This is a genomic window from Alcaligenes faecalis, assembly GCF_005311025.1.
GTDB lineage: Bacteria > Pseudomonadota > Gammaproteobacteria > Burkholderiales > Burkholderiaceae_B > Alcaligenes > Alcaligenes phenolicus.
Window position 1 is genome coordinate 1,105,731 of record NZ_CP031747.1, and the last position, 23,341, is coordinate 1,129,071.

Annotated in this window: 22 protein-coding genes; 7 read left to right on the plus strand and 15 right to left on the minus strand. The window is 57.9% G+C overall.

What is annotated here, in order from left to right:
* Positions 1–14 precede the first annotated feature (14 nt).
* From hisH to D0C27_RS05190, 15 genes are all read right to left on the minus strand, one after another.
* On the minus strand, positions 15–662 hold the full coding sequence (gene hisH / locus D0C27_RS05120) for an imidazole glycerol phosphate synthase subunit HisH (protein WP_009455481.1): 648 nt from the start codon (positions 660–662) through the stop codon (positions 15–17).
* 20 nt (positions 663–682) lie between these two features.
* Positions 683–1,270, minus strand: coding sequence for an imidazoleglycerol-phosphate dehydratase HisB (gene hisB / locus D0C27_RS05125; protein WP_009455482.1), 588 nt, complete (start codon positions 1,268–1,270; stop codon positions 683–685).
* Between the two features lie 25 nt (positions 1,271–1,295).
* Positions 1,296–2,600: a histidinol dehydrogenase gene (hisD, locus tag D0C27_RS05130; RefSeq protein WP_115634543.1), complete on the minus strand. Its 1,305-nt coding sequence runs from the start codon at positions 2,598–2,600 to the stop codon at positions 1,296–1,298.
* A 129-nt stretch (positions 2,601–2,729) separates the two neighbouring features.
* Positions 2,730–3,404 carry an ATP phosphoribosyltransferase gene (gene hisG / locus D0C27_RS05135; protein WP_009455485.1) on the minus strand — a complete coding sequence of 225 codons (675 nt, stop codon included), beginning with the start codon at positions 3,402–3,404 and terminating at the stop codon, positions 2,730–2,732.
* Positions 3,401–4,663: a UDP-N-acetylglucosamine 1-carboxyvinyltransferase gene (gene murA, locus D0C27_RS05140; RefSeq protein ID WP_115634542.1), complete on the minus strand. Its 1,263-nt coding sequence runs from the start codon at positions 4,661–4,663 to the stop codon at positions 3,401–3,403. The genes hisG and murA overlap by 4 nt, the downstream gene beginning before the upstream one ends.
* The gene (locus tag D0C27_RS05145) at positions 4,656–4,904 is read right to left on the minus strand and encodes a BolA family protein (RefSeq protein WP_009455487.1); all 249 of its coding nucleotides are present in this window, start codon (positions 4,902–4,904) and stop codon (positions 4,656–4,658) included. Before D0C27_RS05145 ends, murA begins: the two co-directional genes overlap by 8 nt.
* A 4-nt stretch (positions 4,905–4,908) precedes the next feature.
* Positions 4,909–5,667, minus strand: a complete 759-nt coding sequence (locus D0C27_RS05150; RefSeq protein WP_042486095.1) for an ABC transporter permease — start codon at positions 5,665–5,667, stop codon at positions 4,909–4,911.
* A 95-nt stretch (positions 5,668–5,762) separates the two neighbouring features.
* Complete coding sequence (locus D0C27_RS05155) at positions 5,763–6,554, minus strand: ABC transporter ATP-binding protein (RefSeq protein ID WP_009455490.1); 792 nt, start codon at positions 6,552–6,554, stop codon at positions 5,763–5,765.
* Positions 6,555–6,740: 186 nt separating this feature from the next.
* Complete coding sequence (locus tag D0C27_RS05160; RefSeq protein WP_035269860.1) at positions 6,741–7,412, minus strand: MlaC/ttg2D family ABC transporter substrate-binding protein; 672 nt, start codon at positions 7,410–7,412, stop codon at positions 6,741–6,743.
* 38 nt (positions 7,413–7,450) lie between these two features.
* Positions 7,451–8,230 carry an MlaA family lipoprotein gene (locus tag D0C27_RS05165; RefSeq protein WP_051359147.1) on the minus strand — a complete coding sequence of 260 codons (780 nt, stop codon included), beginning with the start codon at positions 8,228–8,230 and terminating at the stop codon, positions 7,451–7,453.
* Positions 8,231–8,270: 40 nt separating this feature from the next.
* Positions 8,271–8,747 carry an outer membrane lipid asymmetry maintenance protein MlaD gene (mlaD, locus tag D0C27_RS05170; protein ID WP_009455494.1) on the minus strand — a complete coding sequence of 159 codons (477 nt, stop codon included), beginning with the start codon at positions 8,745–8,747 and terminating at the stop codon, positions 8,271–8,273.
* Positions 8,748–8,768: 21 nt separating this feature from the next.
* Positions 8,769–9,554: a lipid asymmetry maintenance ABC transporter permease subunit MlaE gene (gene mlaE, locus D0C27_RS05175; protein ID WP_009455496.1), complete on the minus strand. Its 786-nt coding sequence runs from the start codon at positions 9,552–9,554 to the stop codon at positions 8,769–8,771.
* Positions 9,551–10,375 carry an ABC transporter ATP-binding protein gene (locus tag D0C27_RS05180; protein WP_009455504.1) on the minus strand — a complete coding sequence of 275 codons (825 nt, stop codon included), beginning with the start codon at positions 10,373–10,375 and terminating at the stop codon, positions 9,551–9,553. Before D0C27_RS05180 ends, mlaE begins: the two co-directional genes overlap by 4 nt.
* Positions 10,376–10,561: 186 nt before the next feature.
* Positions 10,562–11,092: a chromate transporter gene (locus D0C27_RS05185; RefSeq protein WP_137430546.1), complete on the minus strand. Its 531-nt coding sequence runs from the start codon at positions 11,090–11,092 to the stop codon at positions 10,562–10,564.
* The gene (locus tag D0C27_RS05190) at positions 11,089–11,664 is read right to left on the minus strand and encodes a chromate transporter (RefSeq protein WP_060185452.1); all 576 of its coding nucleotides are present in this window, start codon (positions 11,662–11,664) and stop codon (positions 11,089–11,091) included. Before D0C27_RS05190 ends, D0C27_RS05185 begins: the two co-directional genes overlap by 4 nt.
* A 723-nt stretch (positions 11,665–12,387) precedes the next feature.
* Between D0C27_RS05190 and D0C27_RS05195 the strand changes: the two genes are divergently transcribed.
* The 7 genes from D0C27_RS05195 to D0C27_RS05225 all read left to right on the plus strand — a co-directional run bounded on the left by D0C27_RS05195 (position 12,388) and on the right by D0C27_RS05225 (position 23,337).
* Positions 12,388–14,742, plus strand: coding sequence for a 3-hydroxyacyl-CoA dehydrogenase/enoyl-CoA hydratase family protein (locus tag D0C27_RS05195; protein WP_240688346.1), 2,355 nt, complete (start codon positions 12,388–12,390; stop codon positions 14,740–14,742).
* Positions 14,743–14,761: 19 nt separating this feature from the next.
* Positions 14,762–15,955 carry an acetyl-CoA C-acyltransferase gene (locus D0C27_RS05200; protein ID WP_009455514.1) on the plus strand — a complete coding sequence of 398 codons (1,194 nt, stop codon included), beginning with the start codon at positions 14,762–14,764 and terminating at the stop codon, positions 15,953–15,955.
* A 225-nt stretch (positions 15,956–16,180) separates the two neighbouring features.
* On the plus strand, positions 16,181–16,777 hold the full coding sequence (locus D0C27_RS05205) for a DUF3540 domain-containing protein (protein WP_060185450.1): 597 nt from the start codon (positions 16,181–16,183) through the stop codon (positions 16,775–16,777).
* A 2-nt stretch (positions 16,778–16,779) separates the two neighbouring features.
* Positions 16,780–19,131 (plus strand): type VI secretion system Vgr family protein, encoded by a 2,352-nt coding sequence (locus tag D0C27_RS05210; protein WP_088451862.1) that lies wholly within the window; start codon positions 16,780–16,782, stop codon positions 19,129–19,131.
* 35 nt (positions 19,132–19,166) lie between these two features.
* Complete coding sequence (locus tag D0C27_RS05215; RefSeq protein WP_238441721.1) at positions 19,167–19,634, plus strand: hypothetical protein; 468 nt, start codon at positions 19,167–19,169, stop codon at positions 19,632–19,634.
* 119 nt (positions 19,635–19,753) lie between these two features.
* Positions 19,754–22,276: a DUF2169 family type VI secretion system accessory protein gene (locus D0C27_RS05220; RefSeq protein ID WP_137430549.1), complete on the plus strand. Its 2,523-nt coding sequence runs from the start codon at positions 19,754–19,756 to the stop codon at positions 22,274–22,276.
* Entirely contained in the window at positions 22,276–23,337 is a 1,062-nt protein-coding gene (locus D0C27_RS05225; RefSeq protein ID WP_137430550.1) for a pentapeptide repeat-containing protein, read from the plus strand. Before D0C27_RS05220 ends, D0C27_RS05225 begins: the two co-directional genes overlap by 1 nt.
* Positions 23,338–23,341 lie beyond the last annotated feature (4 nt).

Below are 23,341 nucleotides of genomic sequence, written 5' to 3' on the forward strand. Positions count from 1 at the left end.
GCTTGCTTGAAAAATCATGGCTTCCAGTTGGCGAAATTCCGGAACAGTTGCAGGCCGTTGTCTGCGCTTTTCTCAGGATGGCATTGCAACGCAAAAATATTAGCGTTTGCTATCGCCGAGGTAAAGCGTTGGCCATAGTGCGTCGAACCACAAGTTTGATCTATATGCAGCGGATCGACAAAGTAGCTATGAACAAAGTAAAAGAACGCGCCATCCTCAATGCCAGCCCATAAGGGATGATCCTGAGTCTGGTGTACGCGGTTCCAGCCAATATGGGGCACTTTCAGCCCGGGGCCGGAGGCGTGGTCGCTGCTTTTGTAGTTCGGGCCCTCAAAACGGCGCACTTGGCCGGGAATCAGACCTAAACAGGGGACATTGCCTTCCTGACTGGAATCGAACAGCATTTGTTCGCCTACGCAGATGCCCAATAGGGGCTTGTTGCGGGCGGCTGTCAGCAAGGCATCGCGCAAACCGGATTGGTCCAGGTGGGCCATGCAATCGGGCATGGCACCCTGGCCGGGTAAGACAACCCGGTCCGCATCCAGAATGGCTTGAGGGGTTTGAGCAAGAACGATGCGCGCATCAGGTGCGGCGGCATGCAGTGCTCGGGCAACCGAGAAGATGTTGCCCGAACCGTAATCGACAATAGCGATAGTGGTCACGATGTGTGTCCGAAGGACGTTTACAGAACCCCTTTGGTCGAAGGCACCACGCCTTCGCTACGTGGGTCCAGCTCCAGAGCCATACGCAATGCTCGGCCAAAGGCTTTGAACACGGTTTCGCACTGGTGGTGTGCGTTTTCGCCGCGCAGGTTATCGATGTGCATAGAAACCAGGGCGTGATTGACAAAACCCTGGAAAAACTCGCGTGCCAAGTCTACATCGAACTGGCCGATTCGTGCGCGGGTAAAGGGCACAAAATAAAACAGGCCGGGGCGACCGGAGAAGTCCACCACTACGCGCGACAGCGACTCGTCCAAGGGTACATAGGCATGGCCGTAGCGGCGCAGACCGGCTTTGCTGCCTACGGCCTTGGCAAAAGCCTGGCCCAGCGCAATGCCGATATCCTCGACAGTGTGGTGATCATCGATGTGGGTGTCGCCCTCACAGTGCACGTCCAGGTCAATCAGACCATGGCGGGCGATCTGGTCCAGCATGTGGTCCAGAAAGGGCACGCCGCTGTTGAGCGAGTGACGGCCGGTGCCGTCCAGGTTAACGGCCACGCGGATGCGGGTTTCATTGGTATTGCGGGTAATCTCGGCGGTACGCATATCAGTGCCGGCGGCAAGGCCGGTATCAGGATTGGTTCAATCGGAATTGCGCGCTGGCAGCGTGGGCGTACAGGCCCTCGCCTTGTGCCAGCGTAGCGGCTATGGGTCCCAATGTTTGGGCGCCTGATTCTGAAACCTGAATAATGCTGCTGCGTTTCTGGAAATCGTAGACGCCCAAAGGTGACGAGAAACGCGCAGTGCGTGCCGTCGGCAGGACATGGTTAGGCCCGGCACAGTAATCGCCCAGCGATTCGGAGCTGTAGGGGCCCAGGAAAATGGCGCCAGCATGGCGGATTTTGCCCAACAAGTCCTGGGCGTTACGGGTAGAGACTTCCAGGTGTTCCGGCGCGATATGGTTGCTGATCTTACAGGCCTCGTCCAGATCGCGGACGTGGATCAGGGCACCGCGACCAGACAGGCTGCGACGGATGATGTCCGCGCGTGGCATGGTGGGGAGCAGACGTTCGATGGCCGCTTCAACCTGGTCCAGGAAGTCCGCATCGGGACACAGCAAGATGGCCTGGGCCAGCTCGTCGTGTTCAGCCTGGGAGAACAGGTCCATCGCCACCCAGTCAGCAGGAGCACTGCCGTCGCTGATGATCAGGATTTCGGAGGGGCCGGCAATCATGTCGATGCCAACGACGCCAAAGACGCGGCGTTTGGCAGCGGCGACATAGGCGTTGCCGGGGCCGACAATCTTGTCTACCGGCGGGATGGTGTCCGTACCGTAAGCCAAAGCGCCTACAGCCTGCGCGCCACCAATAGTGAACACGCGATCGACACCGCCCAGGGCGGCAGCCGCCAGCACGATGGGGTTGCGCACGCCATCGGGTGTAGGCGTGACCATGATCAGTTCTGGAACACCAGCCACTTTGGCAGGAATGGCGTTCATCAGAACCGAGGAGGGGTAAGCGGCCTTGCCACCGGGGACATACAGTCCCACACGGTCCAAGGGAGTAACTTGCTGACCCAGCACGGTGCCATCGGCTTCCGTGTAGGTCCAGGTTTCAGTGCGCTGATGCTCGTGGTAACGACGCACACGCTCGGCGGCCTGTTCCAGTGCCTTGCGCTGATCGGCAGGCAGGCTGTCCAGAGCCGTAAACAGTTCTTCTTTGGAGATTTCCAGTGCCGAGGCCTGTTCAACAGCCAGTCGGTCAAAGCGCTGGGTGTAATCCAATAAGGCCGTGTCCCCCTCATGCTGGATACGATGCAGAATTTCGGCACAAGCGTGCTCGATAGACGCGTCTTCGGACGCTTCGTAAGCCAGTAGAGTGCGCAGTTCGGCATCGAACTGGGCGGATTGGGAGGTTAGGCGATGGATCAGTGACATGTCGCTATAGGAAAAAGCTAAGGTTCAAGGGCCAGTGTATAACATTTCGCTTAGGCAAAAGGCGGTCTGCGCCTTTTGCGCAAGCAGGATTGTCACGCTGTTTATCCCCCGCCCGTGGCAGGGGAAGTTTTACTCGTCTACCGAAGCGCGAGAGAAAGCGTCGATCAGGGGTTGCAACTGGGCACCACGGTTCTTCATGGCAGCCTGATTGACGATCAAGCGCGAGGAAATGGGGGTGATGTCTTCCACTTCTACCAGCTTGTTGGCACGCAAGGTGCCGCCGCTGGAGACCAGGTCCACAATGGCGTCGGCCAGACCGACCAGCGGAGCCAGTTCCATGGAGCCATACAGCTTGATCAAGTCCACATATACGCCTTTGCTGGCGAAGTGTTCGCGGGCAGCGCGGGTGTATTTGGTGGCGATACGCAGGCGCGAACCTTGCTTGACGGCCGAATGGTAGTCAAAGCCTTCGGCCACGGCCACACACAGGCGGCAACGGGCAATGTTCAGGTCCACGGGCTGGTACAGACCGCCGGGGTGCTGTTCCATGTGCTCGTACAGCACATCCTTGCCGGCAATTCCGATATGGGCGGCACCGTATTGCACGTAGGTTGGCACGTCGGTGGCACGCACAATAATCAGACGCAGGTCCGGGTTATTGGTGGGCAGGATCAGTTTGCGCGACGTTTCGGGGCTTTCCAGCACCTTGATGCCTGCCTCTTCCAGCAATGGCAGGGTTTCGTCAAAAATCCGGCCTTTGGACAAGGCCAGCGTCAGAGGTTGATTTAAACCGGCGGGACTCATTGGGTTTCCTTGCTGCTGATTCGCTCGATGTTGGCGCCTACGGCTTGAAGCTTGGCTTCCATGCGGTCGTAGCCACGGTCCAGATGGTAGATGCGTTCGACGGTAGTGTCACCCCGAGCCGCCAGGCCTGCAATGACCAGGCTGGCCGACGCACGCAGGTCGGTTGCCATGACGGTGGCGCCAGTCAGGTAAGGAGCGCCGGTAACGACGGCCATATGGCCTTCGATATCGATCTGTGCACCCAGTCGGTTCAGTTCCTGTACGTGCATGTAGCGATTTTCAAAGATGGTTTCCACGACCGAGGCGGTGCCGTCGGCAATGGTGTTCAGTGCCATCAATTGAGCCTGCATGTCCGTGGGGAAGCCGGGGTATTCGCTGGTACGGAAGCTGACCGCCTTGGGGCGACCATTCATGCTGGCCTTGATCCAGTCCGAGCCGGTTTCAATCTGCAGTCCGGCTTCGCGCAGCTTGTCCAGCGTGGCGCCCATGGCGTTAGCATCGGTATTGCGCAAGGTCAGTTCGCCACCGGTAGCGGCAACGGCGCACAGGAACGTACCGGCTTCAATACGGTCGGGGCAGATGGTGTGTTTGGCACCGTGCAGGCGTTCGACACCGTCAATGACGATACGGTCGGTACCGTGGCCCTGGATCTTGGCACCCATTTTGATCAGCAGCTCGGCCAGATCAATAATTTCCGGTTCACGGGCTGCGTTTTCCAGAATGGTTTGGCCTTCAGCCAGAACGGCGGCCATCATCAGGTTTTCGGTGCCGGTCACCGTCACCATATCCGTGCGCACCACGGCACCGCGCAAGCGTTTGGCGCGGGCATTCACAAAGCCGTGCTCGACATGGATTTCTGCACCCATGGCCGCCAGACCCTTGATGTGTTGATCCACAGGGCGTTGGCCAATAGCACAACCACCGGGCAGGCTGACGCGGGCCTCGCCAAAGCGGGCCAGCAGGGGGCCCAGCACCAGAATGGAGGCGCGCATGGTTTTCACCAGTTCGTAGGGCGCTTCCAGATTGGTGATGTTGCCTGCATTCAGCTCCAGCGTGCCATTGCGCTCCTGGGTGACACCCAACTGACCCAACAGCTTCAGGGTGGTGTCGATGTCACGCAGACGCGGGACATTGTCCAGGTACACCGTGTCGGCAGTCAGCAGACTGGCGCACAGAATGGGCAGGGCAGCGTTTTTGGCGCCAGAGACAGTGATCTCGCCATTCAGGCGTTGTCCGCCCGTGATGCGTAATTTATCCATTCGGATTGGCCTTGTATTCGTCGGGGGTAAGCGTGCGCATGGACAGGGCGTGGATTTCGGCTTTCATCCGGTCGCCCAGGGCTTTGTAAACCAGTTGGTGACGCGCAATCAGGCGTTTGCCTTCAAAGGCGGTGCTGACGATCAGGGCCTCAAAGTGCGAACCATCGCCTTGCACTTGCAAGTGTTCACAGGGCAGGTTGTCGGCAATGTATTGGTGAACTTGTTCGGGGGTCGGCAACATGAAATCAATTCCGTAATTTATAGCCTGAGGCAAGCAGGCGTAGCGAAATCAGACACAGCGCAACAAAGACGCTGGCGACAACGGTCAGGCTGAACCAGGGAGAAATATCCGAGGCGGCAAAAAAACCGTAGCGGAACCCGTCAATGGTATAGAGCAACGGATTCCAGTGTGAAACAGTTTGCCAAAACGGCGGCAGGCTATGAATCGAATAGAACACGCCCGACAGGAACGTCGCAGGCATGATCAGAAAGTTCTGGAACGCGGCCAGTTGGTCAAACTTTTCAGACCACAGTCCGGCGATCAGACCCAAGGTGCCCATGATGCCGCAAGACATGACGGCAAACACCAATACCCATAAGGGCTTGGCTACAGGCAGGGACACGAAGAACAGCGACACCAGCCACACACAGAGGCCCACACAGACACCGCGGGCGATGGACGCCAGCAGATAGGCGGCGAAAATCTCGCGGTGCGACAGCGGTGGCAGCAGGATAAAGACCAGATTGCCAGTGATGCGGCTTTGAATCAGTGATGAGGACGGGTTCGCAAAAGCGTTTTGCAACATGCTCATCATCATCAGGCCCGGAATCAGGAAGGCGGTGTAGGGCACGGAGTCGTATACCGTGACGCGGCCTTCAAGGACGTGGGCGAAAATCAGCAAATACATCAGCGCCGTCAGTACGGGCGCAGCAATGGTCTGAAAGCCCACTTTCCAGAAACGCATCAGCTCTTTGCGTAGCAGCGTAGGAAAGCCCGAGCCCATCTTGGGCTGAGGGGGCAGGCTCAGGGTGCCGATCTTGGCAGCGGGGGCGTCCGTGTTTTGAGGCACGCCCCAGTGTTTGGGAGAATTGTTCTGGTTCACAGTGCGACTCCCATTTTTCCTTCGTTGTGCATGATGCGCACAAATGCATCCTCCAGATCGTGGCCGCCTGCGCGCTCCATAATGGCTTGCGTGGTATCCAGGGCGACGATCTTGCCACTTTTAAGCATGGCCAGGCGACCACAGAGGGCCTGGGCTTCTTCCAGATAGTGGGTGGTCAGCAAGATGGTGTGGCCTTGTTGATTCAGGCGAATGATGAACTCCCACAGCGTGCGGCGCAGGTCCACGTCCACGCCGGCAGTGGGTTCATCCAGAATAATGACAGGGGGGCGGTGCACCAGCGCCTGGGCGACCAGAACGCGACGCTTCATGCCGCCGGACAAGGCGCGCATGTTCACATCGGCCTTGTCGCTCAGGGCCAGATTGGCCAGAATCTCGTCGATCCAGTCGTCATTGTTTTTCAGGCCAAAGTAGCCTGATTGCAGACGCAAGGTTTCACGGACGGTGAAAAAGGGATCGTAAACAATTTCCTGTGGCACCACGCCCAGCGATTGGCGGGCTTTCTGGTACTGGGTGCGCACATCGTAACCACAGACGCTGACCTGGCCGCTGGTGGGGCGTGTCAGGCCTGCCAACATGGAAATCAGGGTTGTTTTACCGGCGCCGTTAGGGCCGAGCAAGCCGAAAAATTCACCATGTTCGATAGTCAGGCTGACCTGATCGACGGCCAGAAAACCGGCATCGGAACGGGGAGGGGAAAACAGGCTTTTGAGTCCCCGGCTTTGGGGAGCGAAGCGTTTACTGACGTTATCGAGTTTGAAGGCGGACATGGCAATTTGGGTTGGCCTGACGCGGGTGTGGCGGTGTAAGTCGTCGCTGTAGCGTCTTTGTTAACTAAACAGGCCTACGCATGGGCGTAGACCTGTTTGGGGGTGATCAGGCTCTTTATTATAGAGTACGACTCTGGTCTGCTTAAGAATGCCCGACCAAAGCGCCCGTGCTTGCCACGGCCTGTCTTAGCTGTTTTGCTTGTTCAGCGCCTGAATCAGGCCATCAATGCCACCTTGCTCAATTTGCTGGGCAAACTGGTTGCGGTAGTTTTGAATCAGCCAGATGCCTTCCACGTTCAAGTCGTAGATTTTCCAGCCTTCAGGTGTTTTTTCCAGACGGTAATCCACGCCAACCGGGCCACCGTTGGATTGAGTCAGCGAGGAGCGCACCACCACGTCGTCTGCATTGGCATCGCCACGGAACGGCAGGATGGTCAGCTGTGTCTTGTCATCCACGCGGGACAAGGCTCCGCTGTAGGTACGCACCAAGGTGCCCTTGAACGCTTCGACCAGCTTCTGACGCTGTTCGGGGCTGGCTTGACGCCAGTAGCGGCCAGCGGACAGACGTGTCGTCTTTTCCAGGTTCACGTAGGGCATGATGTTTTCGTTCACGGCAGCCAGAATGGCAGCGCGGTCACCCTTGCGGATGGCGTCGCTTTCCTTGACCACTTGCAATGCTTGATTACCGACCGATTCAACAAACTTGTTGGGCTCCCCTTTGGGATCTGCAACTTGTGCCTGGGCTGCGACGGCGTGCAAACACAGAGCCAGGGCCGCACAGACGGTCAGGATCCAGGAAATCAGGCGAGAGGGGGAGGACTGCAAAGCAGTCCCGCCCAAGGCGGGACGGGAAATCATAAAAAACTCCAGAAGAATGTTCTGCGGGCAGCGCGTTTTTATTCGTCTGCGTCCGAGTAGTCAGGCAGGTCCTGGCTGGTGTCGCCACCGGTGCGGCGGGCTTGCACCATCGCATGGCGTCGTTGCAGGTAAGCGTCGCGTATGAAGCTGTAGCGGTCAAGGGCGATGTCGTTAACAAGTTTTTCTGCATCCAGCACGCCAGCACGGGCATCCAAGGCCCACAAACCCAGGATGCTGTTGCGTACCGGTACATCCTTGATCGCCATGATCGGACCCGTGGAGGAGAAGCCTTCCAGGAAGCTGGTGCCACGTGCCACACCGTCGCGAACGGTACTGGGGCCAAAGAAGGGCAGAACCACGTAAGGGCCAGACTTGACGCCCCATACGCCCAGCGTCACACCAAAGTCGTTGGGGATGCGCTTGGAGCCGTTCATGGTGGCAACGTCAATACAACCGCCCAGGCCCATGGTCGAGTTGAACAGGACGCGACCCAGGGTGTTGAAGAAGTCAACGTGCTCGCCTTGCAGGAAGCTGTTGACGGCCGACCAGGCATCGCCCAGGTTGTTGAAAATGTTACTAATACATGTGCGTGCAGGCTGCGGCGTCAGGGCGTTGTAGCCTTCTGCAATCGGTTTGATCAGCGCGCCGTCCACGGTTTCGTTAAAGGCGTAGATGCCACGGTTCATGCCTTCCCAGGGGTCCTGGGGGTTGGGGTTGGGCACACTGGCGCAACCGGCCACAAGCGCAGCACTGGCACCGATCAGGCTCAAACGGACTCCACGAGGCAGGGAGTAAGAGCGGCGAGTTGTTGTATTCATGGTTGTGTCGTCTGTAATGAGCATGAACGGGCGGGTTTGCTTACTCCGATTTGGAGCCGCCGTCCTTGGAGGCCGTGTTGTAGAGGAACTTGCTGATCAGTTCTTCCAGCACAACCGCGCTTTGAGTATAGGTAATGGTGCTGCCACCTTGCAGGTCCTTGTCGTCGCCACCCGCAGTCAGGCCAATGTACTGTTCGCCCAGCAGGCCTGACGTCAGGATGGAGGCCGAGGTGTCGACAGGAAACTTGTAGTGCTCGTCCATATCCAGGGTGACCACGGCTTTGAAGTCCTGGTTGTCAAAACCAATGGAGCCAACCCGGCCAACGACCACACCGCTGGCCTTGATGGGAGCGCGTGGTTTCAGGCCACCCAGATTATCGAACTTGGCCGATACCTGGTAGGTCTTGGCAAAGGAAAAAGAACTGAGGTTACCCGCACGCAGGGCCAGGAATGCCAGTGCGACCAGCCCCAGCAAAACAAACAGGCCAACCCAGAAATCGGTTTTCTCGCGATTCATAGCTGAGCAATTCCTAAATAGTTAACTGAACATAAGGGCGGTGAGCAGGAAGTCCGTGCCCAATACCGCCAAAGCGCCGCTGACGACCGTGCGTGTGGTCGCGCGAGAAACGCCTTCGGGCGTGGCCTTGGCATGCCAGCCCATATACAGCGCAATCAAGGTCACGATCAGGCCAAACACCAGGCTTTTGATCACTCCGTTGAGTACGTCATCAATCACATCGACACCGTTTTGCATTTGCGACCAGAAGGCGCCCGCATCAATGCCGATCATCTGCACGCCGACGACATAGCCGCCCAGAATGCCGACCATGGAGAACACGGCGGCCAGAATGGGCATGGCAATAATGCCACCCCAAAAGCGCGGTACCAGCAGGCGGCGCAAGGGGTCCACCGCCATGACTTCCATGGCGGCAATCTGTTCACCGGCTTTCATCAAGCCGATTTCGGCGGTTAATGATGTCCCGGCTCGGCCTGCAAACAGCAGGGCGGTGACGACCGGCCCCAGTTCACGTACCAGAGACAGGGCGACCAGCAGGCCCAAGGCCTCTTCGGAACCATAGCGGTTCAGTGTGTAATAACCTTGCAAGCCCAGCACAAAACCCACGAACAGCCCGGAAACGGCAATGATCAGCAGCGAATAGTTGCCAATAAAGTGGATTTGCTGGGAAACCAGGCGGGGGCGACGCCACAGCAGGGAAGACCGGGCCAGCAAGGCCACGAACAGGCGGCTGAAGGCACCCAGGCCGTAGATGCTATTGCGTATCGCAGCGCCTAGCGCGCTAATCGGGGCGGTGATGAAATTCATGAGCGCGTCGTCCGATTCTGGAGCCAGGCTTCAAAAGCCGGGGTGACGGGATAGTTAAAGGCGATAGGGCCGTCGGGTTCACCACGCAGGAACTGCTGCACGTAAGGATCCTTGGAAGCGCGCAGCTCGGTGGGCGTGCCCTGGGTCAGCAAACGTCCCTGGCCAACAATATAAACCTGGTCGGCAATCGCAAAGGATTCGGCCACATCGTGCGTAATCAATACTGAAGCGCAGTTCAGGCGGTCGGTCAGGTCGCGAATCAGCTGCGCGGTAATGCCCATGGAAATAGGGTCCAGGCCGGCAAAGGGTTCGTCGTACAGAATCAGCTCGGGCTCCAGCACAATGGCACGGGCCAGGGCAACTCGGCGGGCCATACCGCCGGAAATTTCATTGATGCCCAAATGGGCAGCCGCGCGCAGGCCAACGGCGTCCAGCTTGTCCAGTACACGGTCCTGAATGGCGGCTTCGGAGTCGTTTGTCAGCTCCCGCAGGGGAAACGCCACGTTTTCAAACACGTTCAGGTCAGTAAACAGGGCACCCTGCTGAAACAGCACACCCATGCGTTGACGCGTCTGGCGCAGAGCCTCGCCGTCCAGCTTGGCCAGGTCCTGGCCAAAAACCGTAACAGTCCCTTTCTGAGCACGAATTTGTCCGGTCGCAGCACGCAGAAGTGTTGTTTTTCCGGAACCTGACCCCCCCATCATGGCGACGACCTGACCTTTCTGAACGGTCATGGACACGTCCGCGAGCACGGTAAAGGCACCGTAGCCCAGCGAGGCGGAGTCCAGATTTAGTACGGCTCGGTCAGTATTTACAACCATGTCGCGGGCAAAAGGGGATAAAAGGACCTGCCATTGTACCGCTTGCAGCTCTGGCGTCTCAATGTCTTGCGCGCGATGGGGGCGGGATCGTGGCGCTTTTATGAGCCATTTTGTGGCTCTTGATACAGCCACTTACTTCAAACCGGCTTTGGTGGTGAAGTCGCCCTTTTTTGTGTCGAATTTGTTTTAGATAGCGGGTTGTATCAAGGCGAACAGCAATCCGCCGCCTGCCAGCAACCATAAAGGGTTGATGCGACTTAGCAGCAAAATGGCCGTACAGGCCAGAGCCGTGCCCCAGGCCCACAGTCCGCCCTGGGCCGCTTTCAGAATTGTGCCGCTGGCAGCCAGGATCATGCCGGCGGCAATGGGCAGCAGACCAATTTCAATGGCGTGGATGATGCGTGTGCCCTCATAGCGCTTCCAGATTGTTGCCAGGTAATAGATCAGCAGGGCAGAGGGCAGGAAAATGGCGACGGATGCGGCCAGGGCACCGGCCCAGCCAGCCGCCTTCCAGCCCACCAGGGTGACAAGCAAGGATTTCGGGCCGGGTGTCAGGCGCGACAGGGCGAACAGATCCAGAAATTCCTGATTGCTGAGCCAGCCATGGATTTCTACCGATTGCCGGTGAATCTCCGGGATGATGCTTTGCCCGCCCCCTATGGTCAGAAAAGACAGGGGCGCAAAGACGCGCATGAGCTGGAGCAAAACCGTGATCATGATTGCTCCACCGCTTTGTCTCCAAGTTGCAGCCAGGCATACCAGACGGACAGCGGTGCACAGATCAGAATAACGGGGATCAGGCTCCATTCCATGACGAAAATGCCGACAAAAACGGCCAACATGAGGGCAATGGGCACGATTCCGGTGGCGGCGCTGCGCGCCGAGCGTACGCCCATTTCAAGAGACAGGCCAATAGCGGCGGCGGCAATTCCGGCCATGACTTGAGGCACCAGGGTAGAGCCCGTCAGTTGTTCCAGACCAATCAGCATCAAAATGGCCAGCAGTAGCGGGGGAAGCACCATGCCCAGCGTGGCAACTAACGCCCCAGGCCCGGCCAGCAGACGATAACCAATCCATATAGAGAGGTTCACCACATTGATGCCGGGCAGTGCTTGGGACAGCGCCAGACCGCTAAGAAAATCCGCCTGGCTCATCAGGCGCCGCTGAACAACAAACTCACGCATTAACCAGCCACTCAAGCCCCCACCAAAGCTGGTCAGGCCAATGCGGGCAAAGATCAGAAATAGAGCGCTTAAGGATAAAGGGGCAGCTTCTTGAGACCGGGTCATAGAGCAATGAAGGCGGATAGGGCTCGTCAAAAGTGGAAGTTTGAACATTCTGGCATACAAATTAAGCCGTTTTTTCCCTCTTGTGCGCTCGGGTGGCGGCCTGATCCTTCTTGCTGGGGGTGCGGCGTGGCCTTTATTGGCAAGAAAACGGCTGTCGGGCAGCGGTCGTTCAAATTTTTTTCTACCCTCAAGCGCTGCTTATTTGTTTGAAATATTTAAAGATAAAAATTAATTAAAGTGGGAGCAGAAATTAAATAAAAAATGAATTGAAATAAATAAGAAAAGAATTAAAAAAATAACTTGAAACCATGTGTGATGCCCGCTTGAGGGGACGGGTGCTTCCGGCGGCTAATGAAGGGTGTAATGAGCTTTTTATGGGTTCAATCTGTTGAAATAAAAGAGATTGAAACGATCGTTTGAATTTATGGTGGCTTGCTGGAGCGGCTGATCAGCCCGATCCGGATCCAAACATGGACAGTTTCATGAAGATGGATTTGATCTATACCCATCTTTGATTGAAAATAAAAAAGACTTTATGGTCGTAAAAGCGGTTGTGCGTGTACGATTATTCGATTGCCTCGCATCGTAGAGCGTCCGTTTGGGACCTTATGCTGCGTGGGGTTTCAGTTTCCTGGAGACAAACCTATGACATCTAGTTCAGCCAGTGCAGTGACGGGCAGTGCCCGTACCTTGCGTCGGGTCGCCGTGTGCGGTGCCGGCGTCATGGGCGCGCAAATTGCCGCCCATTGTGTGAATGCAGGCATACCAGTAGTTCTGTTTGATCTGCCCGCCCGCGAGGGGCCCAAAAATGGCATCGCCCTGCGTGCCATTGCCAATCTGCGCAAAATGAATCCCGCTCCTTTGGGTACGCCAGACCTGGCCGACCTGATCGAGCCCGCCAACTACGACGACAATCTGGACCGTCTGGCCGATTGCGATCTGGTGATCGAAGCCATTGCCGAGCGTCTGGACTGGAAACAGGATCTGTACCGCAAGATCGCGCCAGCACTGAACCCTAATGCCATCATCGCCAGCAACACGTCCGGCCTGTCCATCACTTCCCTGGCAGATGTTTTGCCGGAAGCGCTGCGCCCACGTTTTTGCGGCGTGCACTTTTTCAATCCGCCACGCTACATGAGCCTGGTGGAGCTGATCCCCACGAAATACACCCAGCCAGAGCTGCTGGATGTTCTGGAAACCTTCCTGGTATCGCAACTGGGCAAGGGCGTGGTTCGCGCCAAAGATACCCCCAATTTCATCGGTAACCGCATTGGTGTTTTTGGCATTCTGTCCGTGTTCGAGCAGGCTCGTCGTTTCTCCCTGACTTACGAGCAGGTTGATGAATTGACGGGTACACGTCTGGGTCGAGCCAAATCGGGTACTTACCGTACCGCTGACGTGGTTGGCCTGGACACTCTGGCACACGTGATCCGCACCATGCAGGATCAGCTGCCCGATGATAGCTTCAAAGCACACTTTGGCCTGCCACCAGAAGTGCAGGGCCTGATTGATGCAGGTGCTTTGGGTCAAAAGACCGGTGCCGGTTTCTTCCGCAAGAAGGGCCGTGAAATCCAGCGTTTCGATGCTCAACAGCGCGATTACGTGGCTGCTGACCAGAAAATCGATCCTGATGTCGCCGCCATTCTGGCTGTACGTGACCCGGCTGAGCGCCTGCGCCAGCTGCGCGAGTCCGACAAGCCTCAGGCTCAATTCGTGTGGGCCGTACTGCGCGATACCTTCCACTACAGTGCCATTCATCTGCAAGACATTGCCGACAACGCCCGTCAGCTGGATCTGGCCTTGAAATGGGGCTTTGGTCACAAGCAAGGCCCGTTCGAGATCTGGCAGGCTGCCGGATGGCGTCAGGTGGCCGAATGGATCAACCAGGACATTCAAGACGGCAAGACACTGAGCAGCCAGGCGCTGCCAGACTGGGCGACTCGTGGTCCTGTGTGGGAAGCGCAAGGCGTGCATACCGCTGCCGGTTCCTGGAATCCGTCGCAAAGCCGCTTTGAAGGCCGTAGCGATCTGCCTGTTTACCTGCGCCACATTGGCACACCTTTGCTGGTGGGCGAGGTCGAGTCTCTGGAAACCACCACGGTTTTCGAAGATGGGTCGGTTCGCTGCTGGACGCTGCCCGCACCGCACCCACAAGACGTGCTGATCGTGTCCTTCAAGACCAAGATGCACACGCTGAGCCCTGGTGTGGTCAATGGCATGTTCAAGGCGATTGAGCTGGCTGAAGCCTCGTATCAGGCTCTGGTGGTGGCCCAGGATGGTGATCCATTCTCCGCTGGCGCTGACCTGAAAGCCATTTTGCCCGTGTTCGAGAAAGAAGGCGTGGCCGGTGTTGAGCCGGTAGAGCGCGCCATGCAGGACATGGTTCTGCGTATCCGCTACGCCCAGGTGCCTGTGGTGGCTGCGGTTGCCGGTCTGGCTCTGGGTGGTGGTTGCGAACTGGCTGTGCATTGCGCGCACCGCGTCGCTCACTTCGAGTCCTACATTGGTCTGGTTGAAGTGGGTGTGGGTCTGGTTCCAGGCGCAGGTGGTCTGGCTTACTCGGCTCGTCGCTCGGCTGAACTGCAAGCCATGGGTGCACCTGATGCCCCGTTGCTGGCCTACCTGAAGCGTTTTGCTCTGGCTATCGCCAGCGCACAAGTGTCGCGCTCCGCTCTGGATGCGCGTCAGCTTGGCTTCCTGAAAGAGTCCGACACCATCGTCATGAACCGTCAGGAACTGGTTTATGTGGCCGTTCGTCAGGCACAGGCTCTGGCCAGCGCCGGTTGGCGTGCTCCATTGCCACGTCGCTTCCCGGTTGCCGGTCGCGATGGCATTGCCACGTTGAAAGCTCAACTGGTGAACATGAAAGAAGGTGGTTTCATCTCGGAATATGACTTCCATATTGCCGAGAAGGTCGTAACCGTGATCTGCGGGGGCGATGTGGATCCAGGCTCGCTGGTGGATGAAGCCTGGATGATGGCGCAAGAGCGGCAGGCCTTCCTGGAGCTGCTCAATTCCCCCAAGACCCAGGAACGTATTACTGGGATGCTGACCACTGGCAAGCCAGTGCGTAACTAGAGCGGATCAAGGAGTAGACATGACTGTACAACAAGCTTATATCGTCGCTGCCAAGCGTACGCCCATTGGAAAAGCGCCTCGCGGTGTGTTTTCGTCCTACCGTCCTGACGAGCTCTTGGCAGAAGCCATTCGCGGCATGCTGGCCGATGTGCCCAAACTGGACCCTGCCGCCATTGAAGAAGTGGTGGCTGGTTGCGCCCTGCCTGAAGGCCCGCAAGGTTTTAACGTTGCGCGTATTTCTGCCTTGCTGGCAGGCCTGCCGCATACCGTGGCCGGGATGACCGTCAACCGCTTCTGCGCCTCGGGTTTGAGCGCCATTGCGATTGCTGCCGACCGTATCCGTACGGGCCAGGCAGACATTATCGTGGCTTCGGGTGTGGAATCCATGAGTCAGGTGCCGGTGATGGGCGTGAATACCACGTTCAGCCCCGAGATTTTCACTTCGGACGAGAACTACGGGATCGCTTACGGCATGGGTCTGACCGCTGAAGAAGTAGCGCGTCAGTGGAAAGTCTCCCGTGAAGATCAGGACGCGTTTGCCCTGGCCTCGCACCAGAAAGCCGTCAAGGCGTGGGAATCGGGCGAGTTCACGGGCGAAGTCTTGCCTGTGACGGTGACACGTCGTCAACCGAACCTGAGCACGCAGGAAATCTCCGTCAAAACTCAAGTGGTTGATCGTGACGAAGGTCCACGCCCTGATACCAGCCTGGAAGTGCTGGGCAAGCTGCGTCCCGTGTTTGCAGCGCGTGGTTCGGTCACGGCTGGCAACAGCTCGCAGACGTCGGACGGGGCAGGTGCCTTGCTGGTTGTTTCCGAACGCGCCTTGCGTGAACACAATCTGACTCCGCTGGCCCGTTTCGTGACTTTCTCGGTCCGTGGTGTGCCACCAGCAATCATGGGTATCGGTCCTAAAGAGGCCGTGCCTCATGCGCTGGCCTTGGCTGGCCTGAAGCAAGATCAGATGGACTGGATCGAGCTGAACGAAGCCTTTGCTGCTCAATCTCTGGCGGTGATTCGTGATTTGGGTCTGGACCCCGAGCGCGTCAATCCGCTGGGTGGCGCTATTGCCATGGGTCACCCTCTGGGTGCGACTGGTGCCATGCGTGCCGCCACCGTGGTTCATGCCTTGCAGCGTCGTCAGCTGAAATACGGCATGCTCACCATGTGTATCGGTACAGGCATGGGAGCCGCCGGGATTTTCGAGCGGACATAATTTCCGATCTGCTGCTGTTTCTATCGTTGCTGGACACAGCCGCCTTCGGGCGGCTTTTTATTGGGGCGTCCCCCGCATCGGTGGGCAATAGCACAATACGTGTAAGCAAATTTGCTTAAAACCCGCTAAATGTCAAAAAAGTAAAGTTTTGTTGTTGTCATAGAGTAGACATGGGCTCGGGCCATAGTCCTTTTCATTGTGTTGAACAGCTCACACGGAGGATGTATGGGATTGCCCTCGCGCATGGTGTCCAGCCTGCACGTTCCCCCCATGTTCTGGCAGGGACGGGTCAAGGCTCGTCTGGAGTCGGGGCAGTTTGAAGTCGACTGCGGCGAGCGCTGCTGGATTGTGCCGCAGGCCGTCAGTTGCCTGGTGCAGCCGCAAGTGGGCGACAAGGTCTGGGTAGGCGGTGCCGATGGCGAGCAGGCCTATGTGTTCGCCGTGCTGGAGCGACCCGAGGGCGGGGCTTTGCATCTGATCGCCGAGCAGGGCTTGCATGTGCAGGCGGCGCAGGGTGGGGTACATATCCAGTCCGAGGCGGACCTGACTTTGCAGGCAGGTGGCCATTTGCGCCAGTCTGGCCGGGAGATGAGCCTGACCGCAGGCACGCTGCGGATTTTGTCGCGCGTGCAGGAAACCGTGGCGGATCGCCTGTCCCAAGTGTGCAATCACGTATTTCGTCTGACTGAAAAAGAGGAGCGTTGGCGTGGGGGCCGTATGGATGTGCAAGCCCAGCATCAAATGCGTTTGCATGCCCGCCATACCTTGATGACTGCGCGCGAGCTGGTCAAAGTCGACGCTGACCAAATCCATATGGGGTAAGCATGCTGACAGAACGCCTTGTACAAGTGCATAGCCCGCTCGGGCCGGAGGTCTTGCTGTTTCAGGCTCTGCAAGGTCGGGAAGCCTTGTCACAGCCTTTTGAATTGCAGGTGGATGTGGTCTGCAATACCCCCTTGCTGGATTTGCGCAGCTTGCTGGGCGAGTCCCTGAGCCTGGAAATCAAAACACCTTTTGCGGTGCCGCGCTTTCTGGATGGCCGCATCAGCGCATTTCGCCTGATGGGTAAAACCGGCCGCAGCGACCGCTTCTACACGTATCGGGCCACCTTGCGCCCCTGGCTCTGGTTCTTGAGCCAGAACATGGACAGCCGGATCTTTCAGGAAAAGACCGTGCCCGAGGTTTTGCAGGACGTGCTGGGCCGCTACCCCTTTGCCTGGGAGTCGCGCCTGACGCAGGACTATCCGCGTCAAACCTATTGCGTTCAGTATCAGGAAAGCGACTTTCAGTTTGTTAGCCGCTTGATGGAGCGCGAGGGGATTTACTACTGGTTTGAGCATCGTAATGGCGCCCATACCCTGGTGATGGCCGATGATGCCGGTCAACATGCGGCTGCGCTCTGGCTTTCTGAGCTGCCCTTTGTTTCCCCCGATCGGGTAGCGCATCCCGATGTTGAGCATATCCATGCCTGGCACCCGTATGAGCAAGTCACTCCGGGCCGCTACGCGACCGCTGACTACGACTATTGCAAGCCGGGAGCCAGCCTGGACGCCACGCGCAGCAACCCGGCTGAACACGCCTTGGGTGATCTGGAAGTCTACGAATGGGCGGGTGGCTACACCGAGCCTCAACATGGTGAACATTACTCCCGCTTGCGGCTGGAAGCCTTGCAAGCAGTACGTAGCCAGGCTCAAGCCCAGACTAATGCGCGTGGTGTCGCGCCGGGTTATTTGCTGTCCGTACGCAATCATCCGCGCCCCGAGGACAACCGCGACTATCTGGTGACGCAGGTCGATTACGACTTTCTGGATGTAGGCCATACCGGCGAGAGCGGCATGGCCAGCCACTACTTCATCGATTTTCTGGTGATCCCGTCCAGCCAGCCGTATCGCCCGTTGCGACGTACACCTATTCCGCGTACCTACGGCCCGCAAACCGCCAAGGTGGTGGGCAAGAGCGGCGAGCAATTGTGGACCGATCAATATGGTCGCATCAAGGTTCAGTTTTTGTGGGATCGCTACGGGCAGGCGAATGAAAACAGCTCCTGCTGGCTGCGAGTCTCCAGCCCGTGGGCAGGTGGCGGCTTTGGTGGCATTCAGCTGCCCCGAGTGGGCGACGAAGTGATTGTGGATTTTCTGGGGGGCGACCCGGACCGGCCCATTGCCGTCGGTCGCGTGTATAACGCCAGTAATATGCCGCCCTGGAACCTGCCGGACAATGCCACACAGAGCGGCTTTTTAAGTCGTTCCAAAGACGGTGATCCCAGCAACGCCAACGCCTTCATGTTCGAGGACAGAGCCGGGCAGGAGCGTATCTGGCTACATGCCGAGCGCAATCTGGATACGGAAGTCGAGGGTGATGAAACCCATACCGTCGACGGTAACCGGACTACTGTGGTCACAGGCCACGATACCTTGAGCGTCATGGCAACCCGCACGACAACGGTGCAGGATCTGGAAACCGAGACATTTAATAGCGGCGTCGTACGTACGGTCATCGGGGATCTGGTTGAAACCATAGAAGGCGAGCAGACCCGAACTCATACCGGTGATGTGACGCGTACCGTGACGGGCAATGTCACCGACACCTTGACCGGCGATTTGACCCGAACCATCACCGGCGAGGTCACTCATACGGTCACGGGCGATGTCACGGATTCCATCACCGGCACTCGCAACTCCACCCAAACCGGCGATTACACCCGCACGATTACCGGCGCGGTGGATTACACCGTGACTGGCGATGTCAAAGAAACCATTACAGGTGATGTGGATCTGACCACCACCGGCAATATCACTGACACCCTGACTGGCAATCTGACCAAAAGCATTTCCGGTCCTGTGGACATTACCGCCGCAGCGGGCGTGAACATCACCACGCCTAGCTGGAAGGTGAATGTCACAGGTATTGAAAAATGGTGGATTCCGCATACCGAAAAAGTGACGGGGTTCCGCCTGAACGGCACGATTTCCTCGCTGGATGCCTGGGGTATTCGGGCGCAGGGCTATCTGGTCAATTTCCAGGCTGCCGTCATGAAGATGGACCACTCGGCCTTCAAGGACGAGAAAGCCTACGCCGCGATCAAGACCAGTGCGGTGTATCTGGGCAAGCAGGCGGTGCGCGTCGGCAGTTCGGCTCTGCGTTTGGCCAAGTCCGGCTTGCACATCTTTTTTTAAGGACGTCCGCGACGATGCTGGGACAGATTATATGGATGGCTTTCAGCGCTTTGATGGGAGCCATCATGATTTCGATTGGTATTGCTCTGGAGTGGCGGGATTGGCTGCCTTATCTGGTCATCTTGCCCATGTTGATCGCAGTGGGTGGTTTTGTGGCTGGGTATAGGGGTTTTACGCGCTATTGGCGTGCTCGTCCTGAAGAGCTCTTGTATCAGCGTCTGCATCGTGCCGAAGTCGTCCCCCAACAGGCAATGATCGTCTCTCAGGACGAGCTGCTGCCAGAAGTCTTCAAATCTGCTTATCCGCTAGTGCGCCTGGGCCTGGACGTGGATGGTCAGAAAACCCATGTGGATGTGCTGGTGCAGCCCGAACTGAACAAGCGATTCAAACCGGGTAATTGGGTCAGCGTACTGTGCGATCCGGCCAATGCTCAGCTGTGTGCTCTGAACCGTGAACAGGTGACCTTGCAGCTGAAACCCGCCGCCAACTCCTATGGGGATTGATTGATGGTGGCGCTGGCTTCGCAGTTGATCGGGGATGACGCACACGCGGGTCCGGAGCAGTCAGGCAGTGCTCCTGCTCCAAGTCAGTCCTGCTCGTGCTCTCCCAAAGGACAAGTCCCATGCGCATCGTAAAGCCCTTGCGCTTGGGTGTTTTGGCACGCCCCTGGAGCTGGCGCGGACAACACGCGCTAAGCGTGTCGGTACAGGCCTGGTGTTCCATGGATGCCCCGCATGTCTTGAGCACCGATGCACGTATGTGGCAAAGCGTATCCGGGCTGATGCAGGACGACGATGTGCTGGATCTGGCCTTGCCCAAACCTTGTGCAGAGTTTCTGGTCTCTGGCCATGCCTGCGCTCCTGGTGGTGAGCCGGTATCCCAACTGGCCGTACAAGCGCGTGTCGGCCCGATAGAAAAGCAGCTGGCTGTATTTGGGCAACGTCAGTGGCGGCAAGGCAGACCGGGGGAGGCAGAGCCTTTTACCCGCGTGCCTTTGGATGGCAGCCGTAGCTGGGGCGGGCCGCAGTATCCCGATAATCCCGCCGGCATGGGAATGGAAGCAGCCAGTCCGGGCGAACCGCTTTGCTTGCCGCAGGTAGAGCCTTGGGAAGGGCGCTTGCACCGTTCTGGCCAGCAGGGCCGTCCAGCGGGTTTGGGGCCGGTATCGCCTTTGCGACCACGTCGCTTTCGTTTGGCGGGCCGTTATGACCCCGCCTGGCAGCAAGGCGATCCAGGCATGATGCTGGACAGCCTGGACCCACATTTTTTCAATGCTGCTGAACCGGACCAGTGGTGGCGTGAGCAAGGTCATTGGCCCGCAGACAGTTCTTGGGAACTACACCATCTGCACGCCCAGCGACCCCGGTGGAGTGGCAGCTTGCCGCAGTGGGAGGCGATCTGCTGGTATCAGGATCGTCGTCTACCTGGTCTGCAAAAGCTGGACCTGCGGCACACCACCGTTTGGTTCTTCCCTGATTTAGGCCACATGCTTTTGCTGTACCAAGGGAGCGTGCCGGTTCAGGACGCGCAGGCGCAAGATGTGAACTTATTAATGCCTGCCCTGGAGCCCTTGGGGCAAGCGCGTGGCCAGGACCATTACGAGCAAGTGCTGCGCTTGCGTAGTGAAGGCGATCAAGCCGGATTATTTGCCTTACGCGACCAGGATTTGCTACCCGCTGACTGCTGCGCACCTTTGGATGATTTTCAGACTAGCGCAGACGACCCCTTGTCCCTGACCATGCGGATGCGCCTGGAGCGCTGGGCGCAGGACGCGGCACAGGAACACCCGGCTTGGCAGAACGAGCTGTTTTCCTTGGCGCAGGCTGGGCCTCCCAAACCTATGGATGTGGACCGAACGGATTGGGTGCAGGAAGTGCGCCAAGCCAATCGCCAGCAATGGGATGCGCGTCAGCAGATGGAAGAGGGCATGGCGAAAGTGCAGGACTTGCAGCGTGAATCTCCATTTCAGGATCAGGCCAGCACTCGTGTGACGGCTCGTGATACACAGCGCATGTTGTGCGAGCTGGATGCCACAGCCAGCGATCAAGCCCCTGTGTCCGGCTTGCTATCCAAACCCATGGAGCAGGCCAGACGTGCGATGCAAGCTTATGCCCCTGCACCGCCTGTTGCCTCTGATCTGCGTCAGCAGCGTTTGCGCAGGCGAGTGGAGTTGATTCTGGCCGGAACCCGCAATCTGTCTGGCCTGGACTTGAGCGGTCTGCATTTGCAGGACTTCGATTTCTCCGGGGTGCGCTGTGTTGGCACCTGCTTTAACGATGCGGTTCTACGGCAAGGCACGTTTGCAGGAGCTGATTGCTCGGGAGCCACATTTGTGCGGGCGCGATTGGAGCAGGTTCAATTCAATCAGTCCCAATTGGATGATGTGGATTTCAGTGCGGCAGTACTGCAATCCGTACAGTTTCGTCAGGTGCAGGCGGCCCGATGGCAGCCGCGCGAGTCCAGTTGGCAGGATGTCTTGTTCCAGCAGTCGAACCTTCAGGAGCAGGAGTGGCTGGATGTGGACTTGCTGCGCTGCACCTTCGAGACCTCGCAGTTAAGTGGCGTGCAATATTTGATGCGCTCGCGCTTGTCCGAATTGTCTTATCTGGATTGCCAGTTGCAGCAATGCGCTTGGCTGGACTGTGATCTGCGGGACCTGTCCTTGAGGGGCTCCAGCCTGGAGGACACGTCCTGGCTGCTGGGTCTGTTGGACGGTGTGCTCGATTGCCGTGACAGCTGCTGGCGTCAAAGCGTGGTGTCCGGCGTGGACATGCCGGGGTCAGACTGGCGCGGTGCCCGCTTGGAAGAAAGCAATTTGCGTGGGCTGGATTTGTCGCAATCCTGTTTTGAACAGGCCCAACTGATTCGCTGTGATTTATCCGGTGCCAATCTCCAGGGGTCGAAATGGACGCAGGCCCGCCTGAGTGACTGCATTCTGATCGAGACTGACTTTAGCCAAGCCATCATGAACAAGGTGGATATGAGCAATAGCCTGGCCGGGGGCGCGAATGTTCAAGGCACGATGCTGGATACCGTGAACTTCTTCCGCGCTGATTTGATGGGTTTGCAAACGGATGCGCGTACCCGCAGCCGCAATCTGTATTTACGCACGGCACGTCGCGATCCTGCCGGGGGACAAGCCTGATGGACGCACATGCTTTGCGTTTGCGCATTCGGCAAGGCGAGCCTTTGCTGGGGCTGGATTTCAGAGATCTGTACTTGCCACCGGGCGATTATTCAGGAGCGGTGTTCATCGCTTGCCGCCTGCCGCGTGTGCAAGCCTTGGGCGTCAATCTGGCGGGTAGCCGCTTTCATCAATGTGACTTGAGCGGAGCAATACTGGACGCCAGTGTGCTGGATGGCTGCGCCTTTATGGAATGCGTCTTGATCGGCTTGTCCTGCAAGCATGTCCAGGCCAGGGAGGTAATGTGGCAGGACTGTGATTTACAGGGCGCTATCTGGCAAGGCGGAGCCTGGAGCGACACTCACTGGGCGCAATGCATTTTGCAATCGGGCAACTTCGACCAAGCTCTTTTGCAGCGTTGCACTTGGACTGGCTGCCGCGCAGGGGACTTGTCCTTGCAGTCGACCCGTCTGGAAGATGTGGTGGTCACCGAAATGGATTGGCGGGGCAGCACTCTGGCCGGTAGTCGCTGGCATAGGGTGACGGCCAAAACCTGCAATTTCCAGGGCATGGACCTGTCGGGGCTGGATTTCAGCGGCAGTGTCTTGATGGAGTCCGACTTTACTCAAGCGGATCTAAGCCACGCTCGTCTTTACGGCACCAATTTCAAGTCTGCCATCTTGAATCAGGCCGTGCTGAACAAGGTCCAAGCCAAGCAGGCTTTATTTGTTCAGGCACAGGCTCAAGGACTGCAGATTCGGGAGGCGGATCTGACACAAAGTCTGTGGGCTCAAGCCCACGCTCCCGAGGCAGATTTTCGTGGCTCTTTTTTGCAGCAGGCCTACTTCGCGCAGGCAGTGTTGGAGCGGGCCCGTTTCGAGCATAGCCAACTGCGCTATGCGGATTTCTCGTATGCAGATTGCCGCCGTGCTCGCTGGGATGGCGCACATTTTGAGCGCACCCAGTTTCATCGTTGCTTGCTGGACAAGGCCAGGCAAGAACAGGCCGCAGGCTGCTTGCCCAATGACCCGGCTTTGCACGAGTCTGAGAGCTGGACCGCGTGTCACATGAATCTTGAATAAGGAG